Consider the following 18,181-nt stretch of genomic DNA (forward strand, 5'->3'; position numbering starts at 1 on the left):
GTCGGGCCTACGACGAACCGGAGAGTCGGTCACCGAGGAGGAGTTCGGTCTGGGCGTAGGCAGCGAGGACGATGAAGATCGCCCCGGCCGCGACCGCAAGCGGGGCAGCGATCAACGCCTCGTGTGCATACCCAACGATAGCGGCCCTGAAGCACAGGAAACTCACGAGATACCCCAGAGTCATGACCCCCGTCTGTGCGACCGCATTCCGGATCGCCATCACCCCCACGTGAGAGACCACAATAGCAGGCAGGGTAAATTTTCCGCGGTGTCCGGCGGTGGTGCACTTCCGACAGTTCTTAACCCCTCGGATTGCAAGTATCGAGTGCGGTGAGGTAGCGAAGCGGCCCAACGCGCCTGCCTTGAGAGCAGGTGGCTATCATAGCCTCAGGGGTTCAAATCCCCTCCTCACCGTTCTACAACACCCAGCGCGTGTGCCGGAGGCACCGCGCAACGCTTCAGATTGAAGGGAGTGAGGGATTTGAACCCTGCCAGTCGCGCGCAGCGAAGCGAGCACGTCTGGCTCCGGTTCAAATCCCCTCCTCACCGTTTTGCGACGAGCGAAGGCGAGGAGCGAACGGTGTGAGGATTTGAACCCAGGAAACCGAGCGAGCGAAGCGAGCGAGGTTTGCGCTGGTTCAAATCCCCTCCTCACCGGTTCCAGACCACAAAGCGTGTGCCGGAGGCACTACGCTACAATCCGCGAAAAACGAAATCGTCGTTTCTCAGTCGCCGCTCGGGGCCGCCGTGGGCGTCTGCTTGCGACCGGAGACCGCGACCAGCCGATAGACGGCGACGACACCGAGAACCACGAGCGCGATTGCGAGCATCGCGGCCCGCAGATTCGGGGCCACAAACGGCGTTGCGAGGACTTCCGCTCCCTCGGGGACGCCACTCTGGGCCAGTGCGTAGGCCGACCCGTCCTCGGTTGCATACGAGAGCATGGGACTCATCGAGCCGGTCAGCGTAACCAGCAAGCCGAGAACCGGCATTGCGATCACGACGAGTGCGCCGATGATGACCATTCCAGCCCGTTCGACAGCGGTGATATGTTCCTGTGTCATTGTTCTAGCCCAGTATCGCGCGGGCAATCGAATTCTGCGCCCAGTCCATCTGCTCGAGGTACTGATCGACACCCCAGATCCGGCCGGCACCCATGATCCCGATGGTGACGAAAAGCACCAGGGCCATCAGGTCGCTGTTGAACAACCCGTGGCTCCAGCCGGCGTTCACGAAGTAGAAGAAAAACATTAGAAAGCCACCGAAGAAGGCGGCGAGCCTGGTGAACGCGCCCAGCAGGATGCCCAGCCCGATCAACAGCTCACCCCACGGAATCATGAAGTTCGTGAGAGCGATGCCGGCCGAGTTGTTGAACAGCGCGAGCACACCTTCGAGGATAGTTCCCTGGGAGGCAAACTGAATGAACCAGGCTGCGTCGAACGGCGAGCCCAGGACGTAGGTCTCCCAGACCTTGGTCAACCCGGCGTGGAACATCCACCACCCGGTCACGACTCTGAGAATGAAAAGCCAGTACGCCGTCCACGTGCCGTTCAGATCCAGGGACAGATCGCCCCCTGGCAAGTTGGCCTGTATTGTTTGGGTCATTGTCGGTTGCTACACCTGTTTTTAGGGCCCCCTAAAATAAGTGGTAAACCCCGATTACCAGGGTTTAATAATCGTCACAAGACGGCATGACGGCACGAGAATACAAACCAAATACCCATGATATGGTGGTGATAACGGATAACCTGGATTCCGATACGGGCCCGGAATGCCTTAGTCAACTCGGGTGAAACAGGGTCGCATGACCGACGCCGACGGTTCCGAGTGGCCCATCGATCCCGACGGGGCAGAGGGCAGCAACGACCTCCGGCGGTTCGACATGGCGATTCTTTCGAAATTCGTCCCCAAATCGGCCTTCCCGCTCTCGACGGAGGCGTTTCTCGACGCCCACGGGGAGAAACCCGTCCGACTGAACTACCACCGGGTGGAGCGTGTCGCCACGCTCTTCGAACACGTCGACGCAGAGTCATTCGAGACCAAAACCGAGTTTCACCGATCCGTCGGTGATGCGATCAGGGCGGGTGGCTACTGGGAGTTCACCGCCGACGACTGACGGCTAGCCCTCGATCTCGCCCTCGACTTTCTCCTGCAACAAATCGACCGCCGTCCGATTTGCACCCTCGGGTATGATGATGTCGGCCCGTTTTTTCGTCGGTTCGACGAACTGCTCGTGCATCGGTTTGACCGTCGAGAGGTACTGCTCGATGACCCCCTCCAGGTCTCGACCGCGCTCGACCACGTCACGCCGGATGCGACGGAGAATACGGACGTCGGCGTCGGTCTCGACGTACACCTTCAGATCGAGCTGGTCAGTGACCCGTTCGTCGTAAAGCACCAGAATCCCTTCCAGGACGATCACCGCTGACGGCTCGACCGTCACCCGCTCGGGTTTCCGGAGGTGACGCTCGAAGTCGTATTGGGGCATCTCGACGGACTCGCCGGCGAGCAAGGTTTCGAGCTGTTCAGCGAGGAGATCCCACTCGAACGCCGAGGGGTGGTCGTAGTTGACCTCACGGCGTTCGTCCATGTCCAGATGGGAGAGATCCTCGTAGTAGTTGTCGAGCGGGATCATGGTGACGGCCTCCCCCACGGATTCGGTGAGTTCCCGGGCCACAGTGGTCTTGCCGGCACCGGTGCCACCGGCGATGCCGATCGCGTACGGAGACCGGTCCATTACATAGGCACGGACGGCCCCGGCAGTTGAATCCCTCGTTTTCCACGAAGCGGAGAACTACTCCGGCTCGGCGGATAAGGCTACCGGGGATACCTTTTAGACCGAACCGGTGATACTGTGAACTATGACCACACTCCCCGTCAGGGACCTTCTCTCACGGGATTACGTCGGGGTGAGCGAATCCGATGCCGTGCTCGGCGCGGTACAGCTAATGCGGGAGGCCGGCGAGACGGCTGCGGTGGTTCTCCGCGGACAGGACGCGGCGGGAGTCCTCACCGCAGCGACCGTCCTCGACCGGTTGCTCGACGGCGACGATCTGGAGCGGACGCCAGTCGCCGATGCCATGAATCCGCATCCGGAGACGGTGACCCCAGAGACGACGGTTGCGGAGGCGACCCGACGGCTCGTCGGTACGGGGACGACCCACCTGCTTGTCACCGACGGGACCGAAGTGGTGGGGGTGCTCGATGCAAGGGACCTCGCTGCAGCGAAACGGACCGAACAGGCGGCGACGACTGAAACGACGACCGGGCCCGGTGGCACCGAAGAGTCGGCGGTTCAGGACGGGTATGCCAACCAGAGCATCTGTGAGGGATGCGGTTCGTTCTCACAGGACCTGGTAAATGTGGACGGACAGCTTCTCTGTCCGGATTGCCGTACGGTCTGACGGACCGACACAGAAACGCATTTGGACCCCGGCCCGAAGGTTGGGGTACATGGCGATACGGACCCTCGATGACCTGGCTCTCGACGGGACCTCGGTCGGCGTTCGGGTCGATATCAATAGCCCGCTCGGGGACGACGGACACCTCGCGGACGACGCCCGGCTCAGGGCCCACGTCGATACGCTCTCCGAACTCCTCGAACGCGGCGGGAAGGTGACCGTTCTGGCCCACCAGGGGCGGCCTGGCGGTTCGGAGTTCGAGCCACTCGAAGCCCACGCGACTCGCTTCGACGAACTGCTCGACGCCCCGGTAATGTACACCGACGCGACGAGTTCCGCCGGCGCTCGCGAGGCGATCGACAACCTGGACAATGGACAGGCGCTGGTCCTCGAAAACACGCGGTTCTACAGCGAGGAGTACATGGAGTTCGAGCCGGCTCGGGCGGCCCAGACACACCTGGTCGATCGGCTCGCGCCGCACTTCGACGCGTTCGTCAACGACGCGTTTGCCGCGGCCCACCGCTCCCAGCCCTCCCTCGTGGGGTTTTCCCACCGACTGGACGCCTATGCCGGGCGGGTCATGGAACGGGAAATCGACGTCCTCGGAAACATCGATCAGACCCCGACCCCACGAGCCTACGTGGTCGGTGGCGCGAAAGTCCCCGACTCGATTCGAATCATCAGACACGGTATCGAGGCCGGACTGGCCGATACGATCCTGACCTCGGGGCTCGTCGCGAACGTCTTTCTCATGGCCGACGGCATCGACCTGGGGGAGGAGGCCGCCGATTACATCATGGAGAAGGACTTCTGGGACCAGATCGACCGCGCAGCCGAGTTGCTCGCAGAGCACGGCGACCAGATCGAGTTGCCGGTCGACGTCGCGGTCAAGACGGAGGGAAAGCGCCAGGAGATCCCAGTCGAGGAGCTTCCGACGACGGAGCACGGCGACGTCATGGACATCGGGAGCGAGACGGTTGATCGGTACGCCGAGTGCCTGGAGTCGACGGGAACCGCAATTCTCAACGGCCCGGCCGGGGTCTTCGAGGATCCGGCCTTCCAGCGGGGGACAAAAGGGCTGTTCCAGACCGTCGCCGACACTGAGTACAGCGTCGTCGGTGGGGGCGATACGGCCCGGGCGATCCGGAAGTTCGGGATCGACGGGTTCGACCACGTGAGCACGGGCGGCGGGGCGGCCCTCGCAATGCTCACGGGCCAATCCTTGCCGGCCATCGAAGTCCTCGACACCTGATGTCGGTCTCGATTACGCCGGCCGAGTCGGATGATCTCGACGCCGTCCTGGAGTGCTGGGTCGATCTCGTTCAGGGTCAGCGAGCCTACGGCTCACACATCGAGGGCGAAGCAAACCGGGAGGCAGCGCGGGACCTCCTCGGGCAGTACATCGCGGGGGAGATGCTGGCCGTGGCTCACAGGGCTGTCGACGACGCGGAGGAAATCATCGGGTTCGTGATGTTCTACCGCGATCAGGGCCTGTTCGAGGAGTCGGTACACCGTGGGGTCATCGAGAACGTGTACGTCGTTCCGTCGGCCCGCGGAGACGGAGTTGGATCGGCGCTCATGGACTACGCCGAGACCGAACTCGCCGACCGGGGGGTCGAGGTGGTGGGCCTCTCCGCGATGGCCGAAAACCGGACGGCCCAGGAGTGGTACCGGAGTCGGGGCTACGAAGAACACCGAGTCGTCATGGAGCAGCGGCTCGACGATCACTGAGGGGAACGCGTATACGGGATCACACCGTACTACCGCTGTGGCTAGTCTGTTACGCTTTCGCCGGTCGACGGAATCCTGGTCCGCAGGGACCGTCCAGGACCGGCTCTATCGCCCACTGAATTCGAAACTCGGTGCGACATCCTCGACCCCGTGGTTCGCACCGCCATCTGGCTACGAGGCCAGACGGTTCGAGATGGACAACGGGGACATCGCGCTTTTCGCCTGGAACGACCACGGCGCCTACTGGATGGGGAACACCGAGACGCCGGAGGCGCTCTGGCGGACGGAAAAATATGCCTTTTCGGAGGTCCCGGACCCGATCAGCGACTGGGTCGAACGCGAACTGCTTGCGCAGTTACACGAGGAGACCCCGTGGCTCGAATCGTATCCACACCTCTCCTGGTTTTTCCTCCCGGTCTTTCTCTCGAAGGACGGCCGTGAGACCTCCCGGGCGTTCTTCACCGACCACGCGGCCGGCTTCCCGATCGACGACCCGGAACCGGCCCTGCAGTTCTACGAATCCTTCCTCGAAACTGGCGTGCTCGACGAGTACCGGCACCTGATGGCCGGGAAACTCGGAACCTCGGAGGCGCTCAACCTGATCCGCATGACCGCAGCGATGGGAGAGTTCAACGCGGCCTATCTCCTCGATGCGGCGGGGTACGATCTCGTCCCCGAGGCGCCCGTCTCGACCGGCCATTCCCTCGATTTCCGGGTCGAAGGTGAGGATGGATCCCATCTCGCCGAGGTGACCCACCCGGCGCCGCCACACCGACGCAGCGTGAGTTCGGCCGTGGAGGCCGTCAGGCAAACGGCCGCGACCAAAGTCGACGGACAACTCGACGCACACGGCGGCGGCGTCCTGCTGATGGTCGACTGTTCGAGTTTCACGAACGAGGAGTGGCAGGCCGTCTCGAGTGCGAAACCAGCAGTGGGTCACCGACCCGCCGTGGTTTACAGGCTTCGTCCCGACGGGACGACGGCTGGGTACGCCGACGGACACGTTCCACTGGACCTCGGTACCCTGGCCTGATCAGGGCTCCGTGGCTACAAGCTTATTGCCTCTTGGTACCATGTGTCATGCATGAGTGTCACGATACGCCATCCCACGGAACGGGCCTGTCTCCGCTGTGAGCGTGAAGAAATCTGGCAGGAGGACGAAGGAACCTGGCGCGCGAAGGCAACTGGACGGATCTACTGCGTGCACGAGTGGAACGTGACTGGCACCTTTTCCCCGATTGACGTGTAAGCTCGGAGGATTCAAGCGCCGGGGCCACCAACGAACTGACGTGTCCGAGCCACGCCACGAGCGGCTAACCGCTCGCAAAACCCCGGGAGACCGGAACGCACTCCACTACTGGCAAGCGGCCAAACCCCTCTGGATCGTGGCCCGGAACTACGCGGCGATCGTCCTGGCCCGGCACTCGCCCAGCCTCCGGTTGAAAAACTGGCTGTTCCGACGGCTCGGGATGGAAATCGAGTCCGGAGCGACGTGGGCCCTCGAATCGACGCCCGACGTCTTCTTTCCGGAGTTGATCACCGTCGAGTCCGAGGCGATCGTGGGCTATGACGCGACGATCCTCTGTCACGAGTTCCTTCAGGACGAGTACCGGACTGGCCCCGTCCGGATCGGCGAGCGAGCCATGATCGGGGCCGGTGCAATTGTGCTCCCGGGCGTCGAAATCGGAGCCGACTCGCAAGTCGCGGCGAACTCGCTAGTGACAGAAGACGTGCCACCCGGCGAGACCGTCGCGGGAGTTCCAGCCGAACCCGTCGATTAGGCGTCGAGGACCAGTGTCGCGCCGTTTTTGAGGACGAGATGGTTCGGGACGAGATACACCCGACCGTCCTCTTCAATTTTCGTCACGAACAGCTGGACCTCCTGGACGACACCCTCACGTTCCCCGACCGCGATCCGATCACCGATGGTGTAGGGTTGGGTCAGCAGGAGGAATAGTCCGGCTCCGCCCGCCGCGAGCAACTGGTGGAGGGCCGCGGCGAGCAACACGATGATAGCAAGCAGGTAGGCCCCCAAGAGGAGGACCAGGACGCCGACCGCGACTCCGATCTGTGCGAGTGCCAGAAGCGCCGCGACGAAGATCACCGTGTACCGGAGGAGTTGGCCAACGAGAGTTATCTCCGGAAACTTGATCCCCTTGAGCCACTCGTCGATGGACATTTCGACTTTGTCGCCGACCAACAGCCCACCCATGACGATGAACGCGGCGAGCACGTAGGACGGCAGGAGGTCGGCGAACTTCGAGAGCAGAACACTCGTCTCGACGAGACCTGCGATTTCGAGACTGTATACGGCCGTAACCGCATAAATGATCCAGGACGATGCGGCCCCCAGAAGGGAGATGACATCCGAGTTGAGGTTCCGGGCCGTCCGCTCCAAGCTCGTGCCCTCGACGGCCTCGTCGACGCCCAGCCGATCCAGGATCTTTCGATTGAGTCGCCCAACGAGATACCCCGCGAACACCCCGAGAATCAGCACGGTAACGGCCAGTAGATACCGCATCTCGACGCCGGTACCGACGAACCACTCGGCCATTCAGTACTCCTCCGGATCTAGCTCCAGGATCAGATCGCCGCCCTTGAACGCCCGGACCATCCCGTCACTCTCGCTCAAGACGACCGCCACGGCCCCGGTGTCCCGCGTGATGGCACCCGCCGCCATGTGACGGGCGCCCAGTCCCTTCGGGATGTCCACGCCCTCCGCGGAAGGTTCGAGATACCGGTACGCGGAGACGATCTTGCCGGAGTCCGAGATGACGAAGGCGCCGTCGAGCCGTGAGAACTCCTTGAGCATCACGTTCACGATCGGGTCCCCGACATGGACGTGGGACTTCTCGAAGGGGTTGTAGGAGAGGGGCCGGGATTTGTTCATCACGTTGCCGGCGTCACCGACCACGAACAGCGCACCGACCGGTTTACCCTTCTGGCCTTTCTTCCCGAGTTCGATCGCCACGTCGAAGGTGTCCCGAATCACGTCCGCGTCGGCCCGGGATTCGGTAAACAGGTCGTAAATTCCGTGGGTGCCACTCTGAACGCGCACGCGAGCGACCATGTCCCGTTCGTCGCTGAACAGGCTGAGCACGGCCGCCACCTCGTCGCCCGGTTCGACGATCTCCTGGTCTGTCGCCCCCTCCAGCGCGAATTTGATGTAATCCCGAACACGGTCAAACTCCAGTGGGACATCGACGTACACCGCCGCGTCGACGTCGTTCTCCGTCCCGACGGCCACGACTGGAATCTCCTCCAGGGACTGGGCCTCCTCGTACTCGGAGGGGGTCGGGGAGAACAGAAAGATGGCGTCGATGTCCGCGATGATGTCGTCCAGCAAGGCACACGGATCGGTCATTAGTAGAAGGGTCTCACGGTGCCCTCAAAACGTTTGTGCGCCCGGGGCCGGGGATGTAGTTTTACGTCACCCGTGAGTACCATGGTCAATGGGCATCGATACCAAATACCTCGGGAAGTGGACGTACTTCGACGGGTCAGACGCACCCGCCGGGGGCCCGGATTTCGTGCTGGCGCACCTTGCTGACCTTCACGGACAGTTGGGCTCATCCCATCAGGTGTACTACGACAACCCCCGTGCTCGCCCACCGATCGATTTCGAGGGGGAAGACAGCGTGATTCGAACGGTTCGTGGACTCCCCACCCATGTATCGAAGCTCGACGCTCTGCGGGCCGAGTACGACACGCTCCTCGCGATGTCCGGAGACACGTTCCACGGTACCGCACCGACGACCTACACGAACGGGCAGATCATGATCGAGCCGATCAACGACCACGTCAGGCCGGACGTGTACGTGCCCGGCAACTGGGACTTCGGTCACGAAGGAGCAACAGATGGCTCCGCGCTGGAACTGTTCGACGCCCTTGACGCGCCGACACTCGCCGCGAACCTCACAGATGCGGGCGGCGGCCAGTTGTCCGACGGCTACCGCCTGGTGGAGGTGGGCGGCGTGACCGTCGGCGTCGTGGGCATGACCAATCCCTACATCGACCGCATGGCTCCGGCCTTCCACGAGGAAAAGTACGCCTTCGGGAAGGCGCCCTCGCTACTGGACGAGACCGCACGTGCCGCCCGAAAAGCGGGCGCGTCGTTCGTCATAGCCGTTACCGAAATCGGCCTGCCCTGGATCGTGCAGGCAGCAAAGGACTTCGATAGTGTCGATGTGTCTCTCAGCGCTCACACCCACGAGTACACCTACGAGCCGATCGTGATCGACTCGACCGAAACGGTCGTCGTCGAATCCGGCATGAGCGAGGCCCTCGGCCGGATCGACGTTCGGTTCGACGACGGTCGTCCGGCCTTCCGACACGTCCTCTACACGTTCGTGGACGGCCACGAGTACACGCCAGCTCCGGATTCGGCCACGAAAGCGACCGTCGAGCGACTACGGGCACCCTTCTTCGAGTCGAATCCCGAATTCGAGCGCGGCGCCGGCACGCTCGATCGACCGCTCTCGACGGTCGTCGGCGAGACGAAGTCCCCCCTCTCCCGTCAGTCGTTTCTCGAAAGCCCGTGGAACACCCTGTTCAACGACGCGCTGGCCGAGTACCTCGATGCCGACCTCGCGATCTCTCATGGCAACCGGTACGGTCAGGCGATTCCGGCCGGGGAGATCACCCTCGAGGACATCTACACCTTCTTCCCGGTTACCGCACCCGTTGCAGCGGGCGACGCCTGGGGCCAACAACTCTGGAATCACGTCGAAACGTCGCTCATCGACAACTTCACGCCGCACGTCTACGACCAGGAGGACGGTCGAGTGCGGGCCTTCTCCGGGAACGTCGAACTCCTCGTCGATCCGACTGCCAAACGCGGCCGACGGCTCATTGCGTTCCACATCGACGGGGTCCCGATCGACCTGGACGAGACCTACCGCATCGCCACGTTCCGGCGGCCCGGCGCGCCCAAACGAGACCTCGGGGGCTGTAACTTCCCGTTCAGAAACGTCTCGATCGAGGATGAGATTCCGGCCGCGGTCCTGACCGAGTTCCTGGAATCCAATTCGCCGGTCGAGTACGAAGTGAACGGTCGGGTGGAGACGGCTCCGTCCGGGGGGTGGGTTCAGAACACGCCGGCAGACGGACCATATCCGTTTATTCAGCCCGGCGTAGATTACGGCAGTGGCCAGGCCTACGTCGAGACGGCGATGATCCCGCAGCGATACGATCACCCGAAACCGGGGCCGGCACCCGGGGTCGACCGGTGATGCGGACCGGGCCGAAACTGGAATATTCGACGACGGTTTCGATTCAGTTCACCCGACCATGACGACCGGGCGTTTGGCCGCCTGCATCACGTCCGTCGCGGTGCTCCCGATCAGGACCTGGGAGACACCGGAGCGCTTCCGGCCGCTCATAACGATCTCGTCCGCGTCGATCTCCGCGGCCCGGTCCAGGATCCGACCCGAAACAGGTTCTCCCGTGCCCAGTGATCGGTTGACGGTAATGCCAGCCCCCTCCAGTCGATTCGCGGCTGCGATCGCCGCCTCGTTTCCGTCGAAGTTCTCACTGTCCGCCGTGGACGCGTCTTCACGAGCGAGCACGTGCAGTACAGTTACCTCGATCTCGTCGTGATCGAAAGGGCAGTTCAGGACGTACTCCGCCTGTGCAGCACCTCGGTCCTCGTCCCGGTCGACGGGCATTAGTATCTGGTACATACCGGATAGATATTGTTGGCAATACATAATATAACTTCGCCCAACAGGTGATCGGATCGCGTCATCGGGCAGCCGCAACCGCTCTCTGCCAGTTTAGACGGTCATCGCGAAGAAGGGGCGCAAATCACGGGCTTCCCGTCCAATTTTGTGTCGGGAGACCCAACTTTGGTATGTGTAAACAACCCATGTCCGATCACGAGACCGTCGTCAAACGATACTACGAGGAACTGTTCAACGAGGGAGTTCTGGACGTAGCCGAGGAGATACTGACCGACGACGTGCAGTACCACGGGCCTCGAAGTGTTACCCCCGGAACGCTCGAATCACCGTCGCAGGTCAAGGCGTTCGTGAAACGATATCACGGGGCCTTCCCCGACATCGACTACCACGTCGAATCGGTGTTTCGCTCGGGTGATCAGGTCGCGGTCCGCTGGACCTCTGAGGGGACTCACACGGAGGATCTGTTCGGAATCGAGGGCCAGGGCGAGGAGTTCACCGGAACGGGACTGAACGTCTTCGAGTTCGAAGACGGGAAGATCGCCGAGGTCTGGTCCTACTGGGACACGCTTGGGATGGTCCGTGAACTGGGCCTGGTCGCGCCGATGGGACTCGCCTCGAAGAAGTAGGCCCCGCACCGTTTTCCGGTCGGGAACCGTAGCGCGGATCGTGCAGGACCTCTCTCACCGATTCGAGACCGACATGCCGACGTTTCCCGGCGATCCCGGGGTTCAGGTGTCGCCGGTGAAGACTATCGAGCAGGACGGCTACCGGGTGACCGGGTTCGAGGGGACCAGCCACGCCGGGACCCACATCGACGCACCCTCGCACACCGAACCAGAGGGGAAGCCCCTCGCTGACTTGCCGGTCGAACGGTTCGTCTTCGACGCGGTTCGCGTCGATTGTCGTGACCTGAATGCCAGGGAGCCAATTCCGCCCGAACGCGTCCCGGAAACCGAGGCCGACTGTGTGGTCTTCCAAACTGGCTGGGACGAGTTCTGGGGGACCGACCACTACCTCGATCACCCGTATCTGGCCCCCGAGACGGCCCGCCGATGTGCGGCGCGGAATCTCGCAGTCGGGACGGACACGCTCAACCCGGATCCGTCCCCGTCACCGAATCGCGACCAAGCGGAGCCCGAAGGCTATCAGGCCCACCACGCGCTTCTGGGATCCGGGCTGCTGATCATCGAGAACCTCACCAACCTCGAATCGGTCCCCGAGCGGTTCGAGTTGCACGCCCAGCCGCTTCCGCTGGGGACTGACGGCGCACCAGTTCGGGCCGTCGCAGTCCAGCGGGAGTGACCGCCTGGACCCATTCGTTTTTGGGATTGCCGATACATGTGACCATATGGCAGACACGACCGACAGCGACGTGCTGATCGTCGGTGGCGGGCCGGCTGGCCTCTCGGCGGGGATTTTCACCGCCCGGGCGGGCCTGGAGACGACCATCGTGGACGATGGCGGCTCGTTGCTCCGACGGAACGCCCACCTGGAGAACTTCCCGGGATTTCCAGCCGGGGTCAATAGCCGGCTCTTGCTCGACATGATGGCAGCACAGGCCGAGCGTGCCGGCTGTGACCGACACGAAGGAACGGTGGCGGATTGCAACCCACGGACCAGGGATTCCGCGGCGAAACCGCGGCTGGAGAGACTCTCACGACCGACGTAGTCGTCGCAGCGACGAAGAACACGGTGGATTACCTGGCGGACATCGACGGCGTGGAGATCAAACACCGGGGCAAGGACTTCGTCGAGACCGACGCGCGCGGTCGAACGGGCGTTCCGGGATTGTACGCGGCGGGTCGGCTCGCGGAGCAACCCTACCAGACGATCATCGTCGCCGGCCACGGGGCGTCGGTCGGGGTCGCAGTAATCGAGGATTCGGACGTACCATTTTACCACGACTGGGTCGCCCCCGAGGGCTACTTCACGGGTCGTGGTCGAGCGGTCCCGCCCGGCTGCGAGGAGATCGACGCGGCGGAGCGAAAACGCCGGGAAACCGAATCGCTGGATGTGATGAACGAGTACTTCGCCGAGCCACATCCAGCAGCACCCACACAGCACCCGAGTGTCGACGAGGAGTAGGAGCGGCTATCGTTTGATCTCGAAGCCCTCGATTCCCTGTGGGTCCGCCCAGCGAACGTCCACGGCCTCGACGTTCGCCGCAGGGCTCCCCTCGTGACACCACTCGATCATGCCATCTACGGCCGCTTCTGAACCCTCGAAGACGGCTTCGACTCGTCCGTCCGGGAGGTTCTTCACCCAGCCGTCGACGTCTCGCTCCTGGGCCTGGTCGCGAGTGGTGGCCCGGAAGAAGACACCCTGCACCCGTCCGGACACGAAGACGTGCGCTCGCTGGCGATCGGTCATGAATGTTGGTAGCAGGAGCGAGCACTAAAACCCACCTTGGTGTACTCGATTCCCGGCGCTCAAATCCAACCTGAAACAGCCGCTAGCGGTCTTTTTCCCCAAGTTTTTGCGAGCGGCTGGGCCAGCCGCTCGGAAAAAGTGGGACTGGCTCGCGGTTCCACCGCTCGCCTTCGAGGGACTCACTTCGTTCGTCCCTCGCTATGCGTGGGACCGGATTCGAACCGGAGGAAACCTCGCTTCGCTCGGTTTCCAGGGCTCGAATCCGGCGACCGCATTTCCGCCCGCGATCTCATCGCAGCGACACAGCTGGTCGCTGCGAGGTGAGAGTCGCTGAAAATGCGTGGGACCGGATTCGAACCGGCGAACCCCTACGGGACAGCGCCCTCAACGCTGCGCCTTTGACCTAGCTTGGCTACCCACGCGATCGGAACGCAGCCGAGGATTGCCACCCGCCAAGTAAAAGCCCTTCTATTCGGTCGTTCGCTCGCCCGAAATCCCTAGCCGGCTCACTCGTCCAGAACCGGGGCGGCCACGTCCCGGTCGGTGGCCTCCCCCTCGATGTCGTAGGGGTATTCGCCCGTGACACAGCCCATACAGAGATCCGACCGTGCGGTCCCGATCGAGTCTGCGACGGCCCCCGGGGAGATGTACGCCAGGCTGTCCGCGCCGATCTGCTCCTCGACGGCCCCCACATCGCCCTCCGCGGCGATCAACTCGTCGCGATCGGCCATGTCGATGCCCATGTAACAGGGGGCGGTGATCGGTGGCGCACCGATGCGGACGTGGACTGACTCCGCCCCCGCCTCACGGAGCAGACCGACGAGCTGCCGGGAGGTGGTCCCGCGGACGATACTGTCGTCGATGAGAGTCACCGAGCGGTCCTCGACCGTGCTCCGGATCGGGTTCAACTTGAGCCGGACCGCCCGCTCGCGGGCCTCCTGGGTCGGCATGATGAACGTCCGGCCCACGTACCGGTTTTTCATCAGCCCCTCGGCGAACTCCACGTCCGGAGCCGCCTCCGCATACCCCGAGGCGAAGGCTCGCCCCGAGTCCGGAACCGGCATCACCACGTCGGTCTCGACGCCCGCCTCCTCGTAGAGTTTCCGCCCCAGTTCCCGGCGGACCTCATAGACCAGTTCCCCGTCGATGACCGAGTCCGGACGGGCGAAATAGACGTACTCGAAAAAGCAGTTCGCGGTCCGCTCGGGGGACTGAAGTTGGTAGGCGTCGAACCCGGAGCCGTCCTCGGCCAGGACCACCAGTTCGCCGGGTCGAACGTCCCGAACCACCTCGCCGCCGAGCGTATCGATCGCGGCACTCTCACTGGCGATGACATAGCCGTCATCCAGTTCCCCGATGATCAGCGGTCGGTTACCCTCCGGGTCGCGGATACCCATGACGGTGTCGTCGTGCATGACGGTGAGGGCATAGGAGCCGTGCAGTCGCTCCATCGTTCGCTTGACCGCTCTGACCAGATCGGATTCGAGGAGGTTCCGCGCGAGGTCGTGGGCGATGACCTCCGTGTCGCCGTCGGAACTGAACGCGTGGCCCTGTTCCGTGAGTTTCGAGCGCAACGCCTCCGTGTTCACGAGGTTCCCGTTGTGACTCAACGCAAGGGAACCCGCCTCGAAGGAGACGGTGAAAGGCTGGGCGTTCGACTCATCGACGCTGCCAGCAGTCGGATAGCGGACGTGCCCGATTCCCGACTGCCCGTGCAGCGTGTCGATATCGGCCTGGTCGAAGGCCTCACCAACGAGCCCCATTCCGATGTGTTCGTGCTGCTGGAACCCGTCGTGGGTGACGATTCCGGCCGACTCCTGGCCGCGATGCTGGAGGGCGTACAGCGCGTAATAGGTCGGAAGCGCGGCACCCTCCGTCTCGTGGCTCACCCCGACGACGCCACATTTCTCGGTTGGCCCCGTTGTGTCCTGGGCTGGGACCTCGCCGGATGACATGGATCCTCATTACCGGACCCACCGGAAAAACCCATCGGGAACGTGCAGGTTTTCGCCGGCTTTTCGGAGAAAGTATCCACGAACGTGGGTATCAAAGTGAGTGGGAGGAGAGACAGCGCCGTCGCTACGCGGGAAGACGACAGGAGAAGTCGGTGTTAGTTATCGCCCGCTTTGGACTCCCACTCGTAGCCGCGGCGCTTTGAAGATTTTCCGAAGCCGCAACTCGAACAGACGCCCTTCTTCACGTGGTAGGACTTCTCGCCACACCGTCGGCACTTCACGTGTGTCTTGGTGTTCTTTTTGCCCTGACTCGGCGTTCCGGATCCAGTCATATGTCTATCGAGACGACGTTATCGCCGCGTATAACGGTTGTGTCTTCTCCCGCTTCCAGAACCAGGTTCATGTGCTGGTCGTACCCCGCGAGGACGCCGGTGAACGTCTCCTCACCTTTCAACGTGACCGTAACCGATTCCTCGAGGGCCGCCTCCAGGACATCGAGAGGTCGCCCGCTCATACGCGAGCCAACGGCCTGGCCCGCTTAAACGCTCCGGAACCCGATCAAATCGAGGTCCGAAAGTCCGCGCCCGTTTCGGCCTGTGCCGCCGTCTCAGTCAGGACTGCGGCGGCCTGGGAGAGATCCTCGGTGTCGATCACTTCGACCGGCGTGTGCATATACCGGTTCGGGATCCCGAGATTGAGACTCGGCGTGCCACCCCGCTGGGTGTAGAAGGCGTCCGCGTCAGTCCCAGTCCGGCGTCCCGAGGCCTGGAGCTGGACGGGAAGGTCCGCGGACTCGGCGGCCCCACGAACGGCGGTCACCAACTCGGGGTGGTTGGCCGTCCCCCGCGTCACGACTGGGCCCTCCCCGAGCGAAACATCACTTGCCTGATCCTCCGGATAGGCTGGATTGTCCGAGGCATGCGTGACATCCACCGCGACGACGGCGTCGGCATCGAGTTCGGTCCCGACCATCATCGCGCCCTTCGTGCCGAGTTCCTCCTGGACGGTCGCCACGGCGTGAACGGTCGCGTCCACGTCACGTTTGACGGCCTTGCGGAGCGTCTCCGCGGCGACCCAGAGGCCCGCCCGGTTGTCGATGCCGCGACCGGCGATCCGGCTCCCGTCCAGGTCGTGGATGCCGGCCGCCGGAATCGCGGGGTCCCCGACCTCGACGAGTTCGCGAGCGGCCGCCTCGTCTTCGGCTCCGATGTCGACGTGCTGGGCCGTGATCTCTGGCACGTCACCGCTCTCACCCCGGTCCCGCAGGTGAATGGCCGTCTGGGCGATCACGCCGTTGACCGGGCCCTCGTCGGTCTGGATCTCGATCTGGGTCCCGCGGGAGACGGCAGGGTCCGAGCCGCCCACCGGGATGATCCGGAGAAAGCCCTCCTCGGTGATCGACGAGACCGCATAGCCGATTTCGTCGGCGTGGCCTGTGACGGCAATCGAGACCTCACCATCGCCCTCGAAGGAAGCGACGGCGTTACCGTAGGCGTCTGTCTCGACGGAGTCGGCGAACGAGGCGACGTAATCGATCCAGGCCCGGAGCGCCGGAGTCTCGTAGCCCGAGGGGCTTTTCGTCTCGAGCAACGTTTCGAGGAATTCGCGCTGGGTGCTGTCCATACCCGTACTGGTGATCCCATCGACGTTAAACGGTCGATCCAGGCGGGGGAGCCCGAAGAGCTATCTTCGTGGAGAGTTGACATGTATGTATGGGTGTCATCGAGTTTCACGTAGATCAGATCGAGGTCGAGACCGTCCCGAAACTGGTCCTCTTTGACCGGTCTGGCGGGGACGAAAAGGGTGCTGGAGAGCCAGGGAGCGGGAGTCCAGTGTCCCCGTTGACTGCGGTGGGTGTCGCCGTGTTCGCGACCGTCCTCGCCGTGGCCCTCTGGCGGCTCGCAACCCGGGTCAAGAACATCGATCTGCACCGTTGACTACGCGCGAAGCGAATCGACCGGCCGGTCGTTCGCGGCCTTCCAGGCCGGGTAGAGCCCGCTGAGGAGGCTCGCACCGACCGCGAAGACGAAGCCGAGGAGCAGATACCGCACGCTCTGCCAGCCGAGCACGAGCATCGCGTCCCCGACGAGGAACTCGAACAGTAACAGTCCCACCCCGAACGAGAGGAGCACACCGAGGACCCCACCGATCATGCCCAGAAACGCTGCCTCGGCCAGGATCATCCGGAGGACTTCACCCCGCCTGATTCCCACCGCCCGCAGGACGCCGATCTCGCCGCGCCGTTCGACGGTGCTCATGAGCATGACGTTGAGAATCGCTACGCTCGCCACCACGAGGGAGATGGATCCGATTCCGAACAGCGCGAGGTTCAGCGTCCGCAAAAACGAGTCGATCTGTTCCTGAATGTCCGCCAGGGTCGTGGCACTCACGACTTCTTCGCGTTCGTTGAGTCGGTCCTCGATGGCCGTCGCGATTCGGGTCGCCGCTTCCCCGTCAGCGGCGATCACGCTGACTGAACTGTACAACTCCGTGTCGATGGCCGAAACCGGGAGCACCAGCGTTCCGCTCCCACCAGCCCCTCCGAAGCCTCCACCGGTGTCGATGATGCCACGGATCCGGTAGAGTCGGCCGTCGTACTCGACTGGGTCACCCAGGCCGAGCTGCAACTCCGTCGCGGTCGTGCTGTCGATCAAGGCTCCCGATTGCAAGCGATCCGGGGCCGTCCCGGACGCCACGTCGTAGAGTGCACTGGCCTCGGTCACGCCGGTCACGCTCACGCCCGCCTGTTCACCTCCCGATTCGATCACCGTTCGCGCGGATTTCTTCGGGACCACCGTCGCGTCGGTGACGACGGATTCGATCGCCTCGATCTGTGCTTCGGTCAATCCCTCAGCGGGGTTGTCCTCGCCGGGCGTGACCGTCACTTCGTCGGCCAGCCCCCCGAGGTCCTGTGTGGCCTGGTACTGGAGGGCTGCACCGGCCATCCCCAGCGAGGCGATGGCGACCACCCCGATGACGACCCCGAGTGCCGCCAGCGCCGTTCGAACCCGGTTTCGGCCGAGGTTCCGCCAGGCCATGGAGA

Annotated in this window: 23 protein-coding genes, 2 tRNA genes and 2 pseudogenes; 13 read left to right on the forward strand and 14 right to left on the reverse strand. The window is 63.4% G+C overall.

Features of this window, described 5'->3' with window-relative positions:
- Positions 1–7: 7 nt before the first annotated feature.
- Entirely contained in the window at positions 8–220 is a 213-nt protein-coding gene (locus tag RH831_RS10005; RefSeq protein WP_310554034.1) for a hypothetical protein, read from the reverse strand.
- Positions 221–329: 109 nt separating this feature from the next.
- Between RH831_RS10005 and RH831_RS10010 the strand changes: the two genes are divergently transcribed.
- Positions 330–414, forward strand: a tRNA-Ser gene (locus RH831_RS10010).
- A gap of 311 nt (positions 415–725) precedes the next feature.
- Here RH831_RS10010 and RH831_RS10015 read toward each other — a convergent pair.
- Both RH831_RS10015 and RH831_RS10020 read right to left on the reverse strand, forming a co-directional pair.
- Positions 726–1,064 (reverse strand): hypothetical protein, encoded by a 339-nt coding sequence (locus RH831_RS10015; RefSeq protein ID WP_310554035.1) that lies wholly within the window; start codon positions 1,062–1,064, stop codon positions 726–728.
- A 4-nt stretch (positions 1,065–1,068) separates the two neighbouring features.
- On the reverse strand, positions 1,069–1,605 hold the full coding sequence (locus RH831_RS10020) for a DoxX family membrane protein (protein WP_310554036.1): 537 nt from the start codon (positions 1,603–1,605) through the stop codon (positions 1,069–1,071).
- A gap of 199 nt (positions 1,606–1,804) precedes the next feature.
- Here RH831_RS10020 and RH831_RS10025 point away from each other — a divergent pair, with 199 nt between their 5' ends.
- Positions 1,805–2,116: a DUF5785 family protein gene (locus RH831_RS10025; protein ID WP_310554037.1), complete on the forward strand. Its 312-nt coding sequence runs from the start codon at positions 1,805–1,807 to the stop codon at positions 2,114–2,116.
- 6 nt (positions 2,117–2,122) lie between these two features.
- Here the strand turns inward: RH831_RS10025 and udk are convergent.
- A pseudogene (gene udk / locus RH831_RS10030) lies at positions 2,123–2,737 on the reverse strand (uridine kinase); the annotation flags it as partial.
- Positions 2,738–2,861: 124 nt separating this feature from the next.
- Here udk and RH831_RS10035 point away from each other — a divergent pair.
- The 6 genes from RH831_RS10035 to RH831_RS10060 are packed head-to-tail and all read left to right on the forward strand — an operon-like array spanning position 2,862 to position 6,913.
- Positions 2,862–3,404 carry a CBS domain-containing protein gene (locus RH831_RS10035; RefSeq protein ID WP_310554039.1) on the forward strand — a complete coding sequence of 181 codons (543 nt, stop codon included), beginning with the start codon at positions 2,862–2,864 and terminating at the stop codon, positions 3,402–3,404.
- A 49-nt stretch (positions 3,405–3,453) separates the two neighbouring features.
- Positions 3,454–4,653 (forward strand): phosphoglycerate kinase, encoded by a 1,200-nt coding sequence (locus RH831_RS10040; RefSeq protein WP_310554040.1) that lies wholly within the window; start codon positions 3,454–3,456, stop codon positions 4,651–4,653.
- Positions 4,653–5,132 carry a GNAT family N-acetyltransferase gene (locus RH831_RS10045; protein ID WP_310554041.1) on the forward strand — a complete coding sequence of 160 codons (480 nt, stop codon included), beginning with the start codon at positions 4,653–4,655 and terminating at the stop codon, positions 5,130–5,132. The genes RH831_RS10040 and RH831_RS10045 overlap by 1 nt, the downstream gene beginning before the upstream one ends.
- Before the next feature lie 37 nt (positions 5,133–5,169).
- The gene (locus RH831_RS10050; protein ID WP_310554042.1) at positions 5,170–6,165 is read left to right on the forward strand and encodes a DUF5784 family protein; all 996 of its coding nucleotides are present in this window, start codon (positions 5,170–5,172) and stop codon (positions 6,163–6,165) included.
- 51 nt (positions 6,166–6,216) lie between these two features.
- Entirely contained in the window at positions 6,217–6,381 is a 165-nt protein-coding gene (locus tag RH831_RS10055) for an HEWD family protein (protein ID WP_310554043.1), read from the forward strand.
- A 40-nt stretch (positions 6,382–6,421) separates the two neighbouring features.
- Positions 6,422–6,913: an acyltransferase gene (locus tag RH831_RS10060; protein ID WP_310554044.1), complete on the forward strand. Its 492-nt coding sequence runs from the start codon at positions 6,422–6,424 to the stop codon at positions 6,911–6,913.
- Here the strand turns inward: RH831_RS10060 and RH831_RS10065 are convergent.
- Positions 6,910–7,686: a mechanosensitive ion channel domain-containing protein gene (locus RH831_RS10065; protein WP_310554045.1), complete on the reverse strand. Its 777-nt coding sequence runs from the start codon at positions 7,684–7,686 to the stop codon at positions 6,910–6,912. The genes RH831_RS10060 and RH831_RS10065 overlap by 4 nt on opposite strands.
- Positions 7,687–8,496, reverse strand: coding sequence for a diadenylate cyclase DacZ (gene dacZ / locus RH831_RS10070; RefSeq protein WP_310554046.1), 810 nt, complete (start codon positions 8,494–8,496; stop codon positions 7,687–7,689).
- Positions 8,497–8,584: 88 nt separating this feature from the next.
- Here dacZ and RH831_RS10075 point away from each other — a divergent pair, with 88 nt between their 5' ends.
- Positions 8,585–10,363, forward strand: coding sequence for a bifunctional metallophosphatase/5'-nucleotidase (locus RH831_RS10075; protein WP_310554047.1), 1,779 nt, complete (start codon positions 8,585–8,587; stop codon positions 10,361–10,363).
- A 48-nt stretch (positions 10,364–10,411) separates the two neighbouring features.
- Here the strand turns inward: RH831_RS10075 and RH831_RS10080 are convergent, their stop codons facing one another.
- On the reverse strand, positions 10,412–10,813 hold the full coding sequence (locus RH831_RS10080) for a universal stress protein (RefSeq protein ID WP_310554048.1): 402 nt from the start codon (positions 10,811–10,813) through the stop codon (positions 10,412–10,414).
- Between the two features lie 170 nt (positions 10,814–10,983).
- Between RH831_RS10080 and RH831_RS10085 the strand changes: the two genes are divergently transcribed.
- The 3 genes and pseudogenes from RH831_RS10085 (at position 10,984) to RH831_RS10095 (ending at position 12,898) form a co-directional block, all read left to right on the forward strand.
- The gene (locus RH831_RS10085; protein WP_310554049.1) at positions 10,984–11,439 is read left to right on the forward strand and encodes an ester cyclase; all 456 of its coding nucleotides are present in this window, start codon (positions 10,984–10,986) and stop codon (positions 11,437–11,439) included.
- Positions 11,440–11,479: 40 nt separating this feature from the next.
- Positions 11,480–12,115: a cyclase family protein gene (locus RH831_RS10090; protein ID WP_310554050.1), complete on the forward strand. Its 636-nt coding sequence runs from the start codon at positions 11,480–11,482 to the stop codon at positions 12,113–12,115.
- Between the two features lie 46 nt (positions 12,116–12,161).
- Positions 12,162–12,898 (forward strand): annotated as a pseudogene (locus RH831_RS10095) (FAD-dependent oxidoreductase).
- Between the two features lie 6 nt (positions 12,899–12,904).
- Here the strand turns inward: RH831_RS10095 and RH831_RS10100 are convergent.
- From RH831_RS10100 to RH831_RS10125, 6 genes are all read right to left on the reverse strand, one after another.
- On the reverse strand, positions 12,905–13,183 hold the full coding sequence (locus tag RH831_RS10100; RefSeq protein ID WP_310554051.1) for an acylphosphatase: 279 nt from the start codon (positions 13,181–13,183) through the stop codon (positions 12,905–12,907).
- Positions 13,184–13,520: 337 nt separating this feature from the next.
- Positions 13,521–13,605, reverse strand: a tRNA-Leu gene (locus RH831_RS10105).
- An 84-nt stretch (positions 13,606–13,689) separates the two neighbouring features.
- A complete protein-coding gene (gene purF, locus RH831_RS10110; RefSeq protein WP_310554052.1) occupies positions 13,690–15,138 on the reverse strand; it encodes an amidophosphoribosyltransferase in 1,449 nt (482 codons plus the stop codon).
- Positions 15,139–15,293: 155 nt separating this feature from the next.
- Positions 15,294–15,470 (reverse strand): 50S ribosomal protein L37e, encoded by a 177-nt coding sequence (locus RH831_RS10115; RefSeq protein WP_071932827.1) that lies wholly within the window; start codon positions 15,468–15,470, stop codon positions 15,294–15,296.
- On the reverse strand, positions 15,467–15,652 hold the full coding sequence (locus RH831_RS10120) for an LSM domain-containing protein (protein ID WP_070364627.1): 186 nt from the start codon (positions 15,650–15,652) through the stop codon (positions 15,467–15,469). Before RH831_RS10120 ends, RH831_RS10115 begins: the two co-directional genes overlap by 4 nt.
- A gap of 44 nt (positions 15,653–15,696) precedes the next feature.
- Positions 15,697–16,761, reverse strand: coding sequence for a M20/M25/M40 family metallo-hydrolase (locus tag RH831_RS10125; protein ID WP_310554053.1), 1,065 nt, complete (start codon positions 16,759–16,761; stop codon positions 15,697–15,699).
- Positions 16,762–16,850: 89 nt separating this feature from the next.
- On the opposite strand from RH831_RS10125, the gene RH831_RS10130 reads away from it, so the two are divergent.
- Positions 16,851–17,075, forward strand: coding sequence for a hypothetical protein (locus RH831_RS10130; protein ID WP_310554054.1), 225 nt, complete (start codon positions 16,851–16,853; stop codon positions 17,073–17,075).
- Here RH831_RS10130 and RH831_RS10135 read toward each other — a convergent pair whose 3' ends face one another.
- Positions 17,076–18,176 (reverse strand): ABC transporter permease, encoded by a 1,101-nt coding sequence (locus RH831_RS10135; protein WP_396275466.1) that lies wholly within the window; start codon positions 18,174–18,176, stop codon positions 17,076–17,078.
- Positions 18,177–18,181 lie beyond the last annotated feature (5 nt).

Source organism: Halodesulfurarchaeum sp. HSR-GB (assembly GCF_031432215.1).
In the GTDB taxonomy this organism is placed as follows: domain Archaea; phylum Halobacteriota; class Halobacteria; order Halobacteriales; family Halobacteriaceae; genus Halodesulfurarchaeum.